Source organism: Sulfobacillus harzensis (assembly GCF_012933365.1).
GTDB classification, from domain to species: domain Bacteria; phylum Bacillota; class Sulfobacillia; order Sulfobacillales; family Sulfobacillaceae; genus Sulfobacillus_B; species Sulfobacillus_B harzensis.
On the sequence record NZ_JABBVZ010000140.1, the window covers coordinates 1 to 7,049 of the forward strand.

Sequence of the window (7,049 nt, forward strand, 5' to 3'; positions counted from 1 at the left end):
TGACCACCGCTACATGTGTTGTAGTTGCGTCAGTTCAGGCCCTAAATACGGTACAACAAATCTTTTTTCAAGGGAGTCAGCAGCTTAAAGCCCGCCTCGACAAAACGGAAACGATCTTGTGGCGGGACCAGTTTGGCCTGTCTCCAACGGAGGCCCGCACACGGCACCGGATGCTCTGGACAAGGGCCCGCGCCTATTACCGAGATCATGGACAAACGGCCGAGCGCCCGTCCGCGGACGAGATTTTGGGCTGCTTGACAATGGGAAAGGACGGGTAGGATGCCGCGAACACCATCCTTTCGCCGGGCGGACCTCACGTGGGAATGCGCCCAACTCAAACGCAAAATTTTGAACGATGTACGCCGAGGGAGACTGGCCACGCTCACCAAAACTACCGTGTTCACCTGGGTGGCGCAGCGACCCCGCATTGGCCTCAAAAGTGCGCGCGTCTTGTGGTCCGGTCCCCACCGAGATTACTTGGAGGATTGGTACCGTTCTCTCGACCAAGACGTGAACGCCATCCTCGCAGGTCAAAAGCAGACAGGCGATCCGGAATCCTCAACACGAGAGGATAGCCAGCAGATGGCCCGCAAGGTGGCCCATCTTAACCAGTTGGTCCACGAATACAAAGCGGCTGTGGATCAATTACGCCGGGAAAATACGCAACTGCGGATGGTGATCGCCCAGCGATTTGGCGCTATCGATGAGAACGGCATCCTGGACCCATTGGCTCCCCCTGATGTTGATCAGACGGACGGCCAGCGTCCGTCTGGCCCTGCACCACTTTGCGGGGACGGGCCATCACCAGGCCCGCGGTCTGTTAGGAAAGTCTGACCGGTCTCCATTTTTTCGACAAGGCCATGTACGCCGCGACGGTGTCGCGGCGTATTTTGTCGGAAACGACGTTGGACTAAGGGGACATGATTCATGCACATATCACAAGCTTCTCAGCAATATCTGGCCACGCGCAAGCAAGAAGGCTATTCGCCATATACTCTGGCCGCATATCGCTTGCAACATCATCTTCTGATGCGTGTCCTGGGAGATATAGAGTTGGAATTGGTGACACTGGAGGATGTTCGCGCCTATCTTGCACAGGCCGCCCATTTGCGGCCATCGAGTCTCGGACACAGAGTGCGCGCCATCAACAGCCTATTTCGCTGGTGCGAAGATGAAGGCATACTGATACCGAACCCCATTCGGAAACTGAAGGAACCCAAGCTGGGGCAACGAGTGCCGAAAGCGTTGAATCTAGACGAATTAGAGATGCTTCGGGATGCATGTAAAACGACCTTGGAACATGCGGTCGTCGAGTTTTTCTTTGCTACTGGGTGTCGGGTGGGCGAGGCTGTCCGTCTCAATCGCAACGACGTTGACTGGCAACGCGGTTGTGTCATCGTTGTAGGGAAAGGGAATAAGGAACGAGAAGTGTACTTCGGCTCCAAGTCTCGCATTTGGCTGGTGCGCTACATTCATGGGCGCCAGGACACGGACGCCGCCTTATTCGTGACCCAACGAGCCCCGCGCCGCATGACAATTCGAGGTATTCAGGGCGTGTTCAAACGCGTTGCACGGCGTTGTGGATTGGAACACAAGGTTCATCCTCACACAATGCGGCACACGTTAGCGACAACGTTACTGAACCAAGGAGCTCCCTTGGCCGCCGTCCAATCCATATTGGGACATGAAAAGCCGGAAACGACTCAACTGTACGCCGTGCTGAGCGGCGAGTCGCGGCACCAAATGTACCAACGCTACTTTGTTCAGTAGAGCCCATTTTGTGCAGGCCACTGGTGCATTAACGGGCCGGATAGCGACCTAGCATAATTTTCTGTTATCATTTATCTGGAGCCGTCTGTGGGGTTGTCGTCTATTGCGGACACCTGTTGAACGGGACGAGGTAGGAGGAACGATTCTGTGGGTATTCCACGGTCCAATCTGCCGATAGACTTGCGTCTTAATCAGGTCGAGAAGATTTGCCAGGATTTTGGCGTGCAAGATCTTCGGATATTCGGGTCCGTGCTACGGGCTGACTTCCACGGTCAGAGCGACATCGATGTGCTCTGTACTTTGCGACCGAATTCATCCGCCCGCGGTCTGGGATGGATCGATCTTCTCTTAGCGTTGGAGGATGTCTGGGGCCGTTCCGTCGACCTCGTGAAACCGCACTTACTGGACCCCATGATTCGAGAGGACGTATTACGGGAGGCGCAAACCATTTATGTCGCGCCATCATGAAGAACTGTACGTTCGACACATCCAGGATGCCATTGCGAAGGCCATCCAGTGGGCGAATCGGATCACCCGAGCGGAATTCATGGCCGATGAGTTTGCCCAATCCGCCATTATTCGGCAGCTTGAAATTGCGGGGGAGGCCGCGGGACGATTGTCGGAGGAATTTCGCCAATCCCATCCGGAGCTTGAGGCACGGCGTTTGAGGGCATTGAGAAACGTCCTCATTCACGGATATGCGGATGTCGACCTAGAGACGGTGTGGGACGTGGTGCGTCATGACCTTCCCGCACTCCAACAACAATTACGTAGCGAGAACGCTCACAGTCCGGAACCAGAAGAATAAACATAAGCCCCGGTCGTCCCTTAGACGGCAGTCCCGCTTCCTGTTTCACATTTCGCACGGGATTCGGGGGCGAGAGTCTCGCAGGGTGCACTGAAGATGGCGAAGGCTGGTGTTCGGCTGACCAGCGCGGGGATGCTATACTACGATTACGTGGAGGTGGCTCCCATGGCGGTCGAACGCGAAGAGATTCAACGCCTCATCGAAACGATTCCCCCGGAACGCTTGCCTATGCTCGACCGTATCGTTCGCTGGCTAGCCAGTGAGGGCGGTGAGCGGGAACTGATTTGGGATCCAGACGAAGTCGCCTTGATCCGGGACATCGTTGCGCATGGAAACAACGAGCGGTTTTTCGGCGCCGACGAGGCCGATCGCTACCTCAGGTATTTGTCCGGCCACGACGAGATGCCGCCGGAACCCTGATGTCGCGCATCCGATTTGCTCGGCGCGCTCTGCAGGATTTGTGGGACTATGACCGCTGGCGGGGGCACCCCAACCAGGGGTGGGATCCGGTCGCCTTCCTGTTGCGCCAGACCATCAGCGTCTATCTGGAACGCTTTCCGACGTACGATGAGTTGCCCTTTCGCGCCCTGACGATCTGGGATGAGCCCCATGGACGCCTGCTGGACATCGAGCTGAAGCGCGTCCTCATCGCGTTTCGCGGAAAAAGGTTCCGCGTGTACGTGGGACCAGGCGTGGACCCTGCGGAGCTTTTGGTTTGGCGGATTCGTCATCCCCGACAACGTCCCATTGAAGAGTAGTCCCGGATGGCTCGATGTGTGGCGGGGCCCCCCTCGTCGTCGTTTATCCCCGGGAAAGAATGCCCCTGCCAGCGTGACCGTCCGTGCTGCGGTCCGAGACAGACCAACCTCGCTGCCATCCGTAAAAAAGATGGTCGAAGCCGGCCAAAGTTCAAGTTGACAGGGCGGGCATGTCGCTGTTATCGGACGATCCCGGGAACCTGCAACGTGCAATAGTTCTCAAGCTCAATGGCCGGGTAATGGGGGCGTATGTGCAGCAAGGTCGGCGCCCCACCCGGAGTATGAAGGTGTACGATGATGCCAAGATGCATGGGGGGAGACGGTGGGATGGACAGTTCGCCCAGCCTGACGATCAACGGCGTCACATGGCATCATCCGCCGCCGTGTTCTGTGACGACGCGGTCAGCTTTTATCAAAGACCGTCCACTCACGGTGGATTCGACCGGCAATTGGCGTCGCTACCGGGCCGTGGATCTTTATTTCCGGCCGGCGCCGAAGGGCTTGTCCGACGGTCATTGGTTCAAGACGGGTGTGTCGCCATCCCTGTATGACCATCCCGATCTCGTCCACCTGGGGCACGTCAACGTGTCTCCCCAAGGAACCTTTGCGTGGCAGGGACAGTATCCCGCCTACCTACGGTCTAAGCGCCTCTACAGTGTGATCGCCGTCGCTGACGACGGTCACTACGCGGTCTGGGGTCGCCCATTCGGCTGGTTTATGGGTCCCCAACGAGGGCTTCCGGATTTTCCTGATGGCACCTTCCTAACGGAGACATTAATCCCCTGGCAAGGATCCGTGAAGCTATGGATGATGCGGGGTCATGAGTTAACGCCGGCGGTCCCCCATGGCAGCACCTTGCTGGTCGAGACCCGATGGCGGGTCATTCGCCGGGGTGATATCATCGTCTTTCGGCCGCCGCCGCACCGTTCACGCCTGTGGGTGAGGACAATCCGATGGCTCCCGGGAGATGTACTGGGTGACGGCACCAGAACCGAAAACAGCCCTCAACGAGTGCCGGAAAATCATTACTGGCTTCATTTCGAGTCGGGCGTGGACCGTAGTCACTTGGGGTTGCTCCCCGCGTCCGACATCCAGGGGATCGTCATCGGGCTCTTGCACGGCGGGCCGCCACTCACGATTGATTAGCCAGATCCACGGGCGGGATGACAAGCTTGTGAGAGCCGGTTAGGTGGGCGTAAGCGCCGTAAGTAACCGTGGTCCTTTTGGGTAAAGAGTCCTACCTTACCTCACTGAAACACTAGAAGTAGTGAACCACGACCGGATGGTGACCTTTGCGGGCCGATGCACGTTTTCCTGGTGAAATCTGTCACCGGAGGTACCCAGGATGAACAATCTGGTGATCGTATCTGGCTTGTTGGTGGGGAGTTTTGTGATGGCGGGCTGTGGAGCGACAGCGCACCCCTCGTCCGCGTCGCATTCACCATCGACGGTCCGTTCTTCGGCAGCCACCTCTGCCGCGCCGTCGACAACCGCTTCGCGCGTGCAACCGCCTGCGACAGTGATTACGCTGGATATGGTGTCCGCGCGGCAGGGCTGGGCCATCAATGGAAAGGGGCAAGTCCTCCACACCACGGACGGTGGACACCGGTGGCGCAATGTGGCGAGCCGTGCCCTGACGCGCGCGTTAATGCCGATGGCGGGCGGCGGTCCGGTGGTTGCAGGTTACCTCGTGGACTCCGGCACCGCGGTCGCCTTCCCCAATGCGTGGACGGCGTGGCTGACCGTACCCCGTGGAAACAATAGCATCCAAGTTTGGCACACGGCCAATGGCGGACAGCATTGGACGGAGACGCTACTCCATCCGGCCGTCCCTGCGGGCTTGGGACTCACCCATATGGCGGCCGTCGGTAATCGCGATGCATGGATAGTCGCCGCGTCGCAAGGCTTGGCCGGCCATGTTGATATCCGGGTGTGGCGCACCAGCGTACAGCGCCCGGGATGGCATGCAGTCTTTGACGGCGCACTGAGTGCGACGGCGGGACTCGCCTTTGCCAACGGCTCGATCGGCGTGTTGGCAGGCGGGAGAAACATTGCCGACGGACCCCATAGCGCATCCCTCATTATGACGGCCGACGGAGGGGATCGGTGGTCCTCGCCCCGCTCGCCGTTGCCCTTACTGGCGGGCAATTGGTCGACCATTGTCATGGACCCGGCGATTGTCGTGGTGCCGGTGGTGATGCAGCGGGCGTTTCCGTCGAAGAGCTCCCCGACGAAAGCGTGGTGGAGGTTGGAGTGGAGTACCAACGGGGGGCAGACGTGGCAGATGTTACCCCATACGCCCGATGCCATTTTGCCACAACAGCCCGGCGTCATCTTTCAGGGGTGGATTACGCCGCAGAACGGGTGGGTCGTGCTCGGATCGCACATCTATCGGACGGCGGATGGCGGTCACGCATGGACGGCGAGCACGTTACCCGCCGGGACCGTGGTGAATTTCAACCGAGTGTCCGCGGCGGCCGGATTTCTGCTCATGCAGCAGAATGGCCACACCGCGATCTATCGCACGGAGGATGCAGGGGTTCGCTGGGCCCGGGTGTTGTGATGTTGCGAGCCACTGATTGGATTAACAAAATCGCGATGTCAGTCATCACCCAGCTTTTACGCCTGAGGATGCGCTCGGGTCCAGCGACCCGATAGATGTATCCTGCAACAGTTTGCATGATCAATAGCCGGGTAACGGGGGCGAGAGTCTCGCAGGGTGCACTGAAGATGGCGAAGGCTGGTGTTCGGCTGACCAGCGCGGGGATGCTATACTACGATTACGTGGAGGTGGCTCCCATGGCGGTCGAACGCGAAGAGATTCAACGCCTCATCGAAACGATTCCCCCGGAACGCTTGCCTATGCTCGACCGTATCGTTCGCTGGCTAGCCAGTGAGGGCGGTGAGCGGGAACTGATTTGGGATCCAGACGAAGTCGCCTTGATCCGGGACATCGTTGCGCATGGAAACAACGAGCGGTTTTTCGGCGCCGACGAGGCCGATCGCTACCTCAGGTATTTGTCCGGCCACGACGAGATGCCGCCGGAACCCTGATGTCGCGCATCCGATTTGCTCGGCGCGCTCTGCAGGATTTGTGGGACTATGACCGCTGGCGGGGGCACCCCAACCAGGGGTGGGATCCGGTCGCCTTCCTGTTGCGCCAGACCATCAGCGTCTATCTGGAACGCTTTCCGACGTACGATGAGTTGCCCTTTCGCGCCCTGACGATCTGGGATGAGCCCCATGGACGCCTGCTGGACATCGAGCTGAAGCGCGTCCTCATCGCGTTTCGCGGAAAAAGGTTCCGCGTGTACGTGGGACCAGGCGTGGACCCTGCGGAGCTTTTGGTTTGGCGGATTCGTCATCCCCGACAACGTCCCATTGAAGAGTAGTCCCGGATGGCTCGATGTGTGGCGGGGCCCCCCTCGTCGTCGTTTATCCCCGGGAAAGAATGCCCCTGCCAGCGTGACCGTCCGTGCTGCGGTCCGAGACAGACCAACCTCGCTGCCATCCGTAAAAAAGATGGTCGAAGCCGGCCAAAGTTCAAGTTGACAGGGCGGGCATGTCGCTGTTATCGGACGATCCCGGGAACCTGCAACGTGCAATAGTTCTCAAGCTCAATGGCCGGGTAATGGGGGCGAGATCATTCCTGTAGGGAGTAGTTCTTGGAGTTTGTGTGCATGAAAGCGCCTCCCGTACGATGAGTGTGTGAA

General features: G+C 58.8%; 11 protein-coding genes. All 11 read left to right on the forward strand.

The window, feature by feature from the left end; translation table 11 throughout:
* The coding region (locus HIJ39_RS23845; RefSeq protein WP_207711824.1) for a hypothetical protein at nucleotides 1-278 on the forward strand (278 nt) is incomplete at its 5' end.
* Nucleotide 279: 1 nt separating this feature from the next.
* A complete protein-coding gene (locus HIJ39_RS20610) occupies nucleotides 280-834 on the forward strand; it encodes a hypothetical protein (protein WP_169102921.1) in 555 nt (184 codons plus the stop codon).
* Between the two features lie 93 nt (nucleotides 835-927).
* On the forward strand, nucleotides 928-1,770 hold the full coding sequence (locus HIJ39_RS20615; protein WP_169102922.1) for a tyrosine-type recombinase/integrase: 843 nt from the start codon (nucleotides 928-930) through the stop codon (nucleotides 1,768-1,770).
* A gap of 147 nt (nucleotides 1,771-1,917) precedes the next feature.
* Nucleotides 1,918-2,238, forward strand: coding sequence for a nucleotidyltransferase domain-containing protein (locus tag HIJ39_RS20620; protein ID WP_169102923.1), 321 nt, complete (start codon nucleotides 1,918-1,920; stop codon nucleotides 2,236-2,238).
* The gene (locus HIJ39_RS20625) at nucleotides 2,222-2,578 is read left to right on the forward strand and encodes a HepT-like ribonuclease domain-containing protein (protein ID WP_169102924.1); all 357 of its coding nucleotides are present in this window, start codon (nucleotides 2,222-2,224) and stop codon (nucleotides 2,576-2,578) included. The genes HIJ39_RS20620 and HIJ39_RS20625 overlap by 17 nt, the downstream gene beginning before the upstream one ends.
* A 96-nt stretch (nucleotides 2,579-2,674) precedes the next feature.
* Nucleotides 2,675-2,998 (forward strand): hypothetical protein, encoded by a 324-nt coding sequence (locus HIJ39_RS20630; RefSeq protein WP_169102925.1) that lies wholly within the window; start codon nucleotides 2,675-2,677, stop codon nucleotides 2,996-2,998.
* The gene (locus tag HIJ39_RS20635; protein WP_169102926.1) at nucleotides 2,998-3,336 is read left to right on the forward strand and encodes a hypothetical protein; all 339 of its coding nucleotides are present in this window, start codon (nucleotides 2,998-3,000) and stop codon (nucleotides 3,334-3,336) included. Before HIJ39_RS20630 ends, HIJ39_RS20635 begins: the two co-directional genes overlap by 1 nt.
* A gap of 327 nt (nucleotides 3,337-3,663) precedes the next feature.
* Entirely contained in the window at nucleotides 3,664-4,482 is an 819-nt protein-coding gene (locus tag HIJ39_RS20640) for a S26 family signal peptidase (RefSeq protein WP_169102927.1), read from the forward strand.
* A 199-nt stretch (nucleotides 4,483-4,681) separates the two neighbouring features.
* Entirely contained in the window at nucleotides 4,682-5,899 is a 1,218-nt protein-coding gene (locus HIJ39_RS20645) for a WD40/YVTN/BNR-like repeat-containing protein (protein ID WP_169102928.1), read from the forward strand.
* A 167-nt stretch (nucleotides 5,900-6,066) separates the two neighbouring features.
* Nucleotides 6,067-6,390 (forward strand): hypothetical protein, encoded by a 324-nt coding sequence (locus HIJ39_RS20650; RefSeq protein WP_169102925.1) that lies wholly within the window; start codon nucleotides 6,067-6,069, stop codon nucleotides 6,388-6,390.
* Nucleotides 6,390-6,728, forward strand: coding sequence for a hypothetical protein (locus tag HIJ39_RS20655; RefSeq protein ID WP_169102926.1), 339 nt, complete (start codon nucleotides 6,390-6,392; stop codon nucleotides 6,726-6,728). The genes HIJ39_RS20650 and HIJ39_RS20655 overlap by 1 nt, the downstream gene beginning before the upstream one ends.
* The last annotated feature ends 321 nt before the right edge of the window (nucleotides 6,729-7,049 follow it).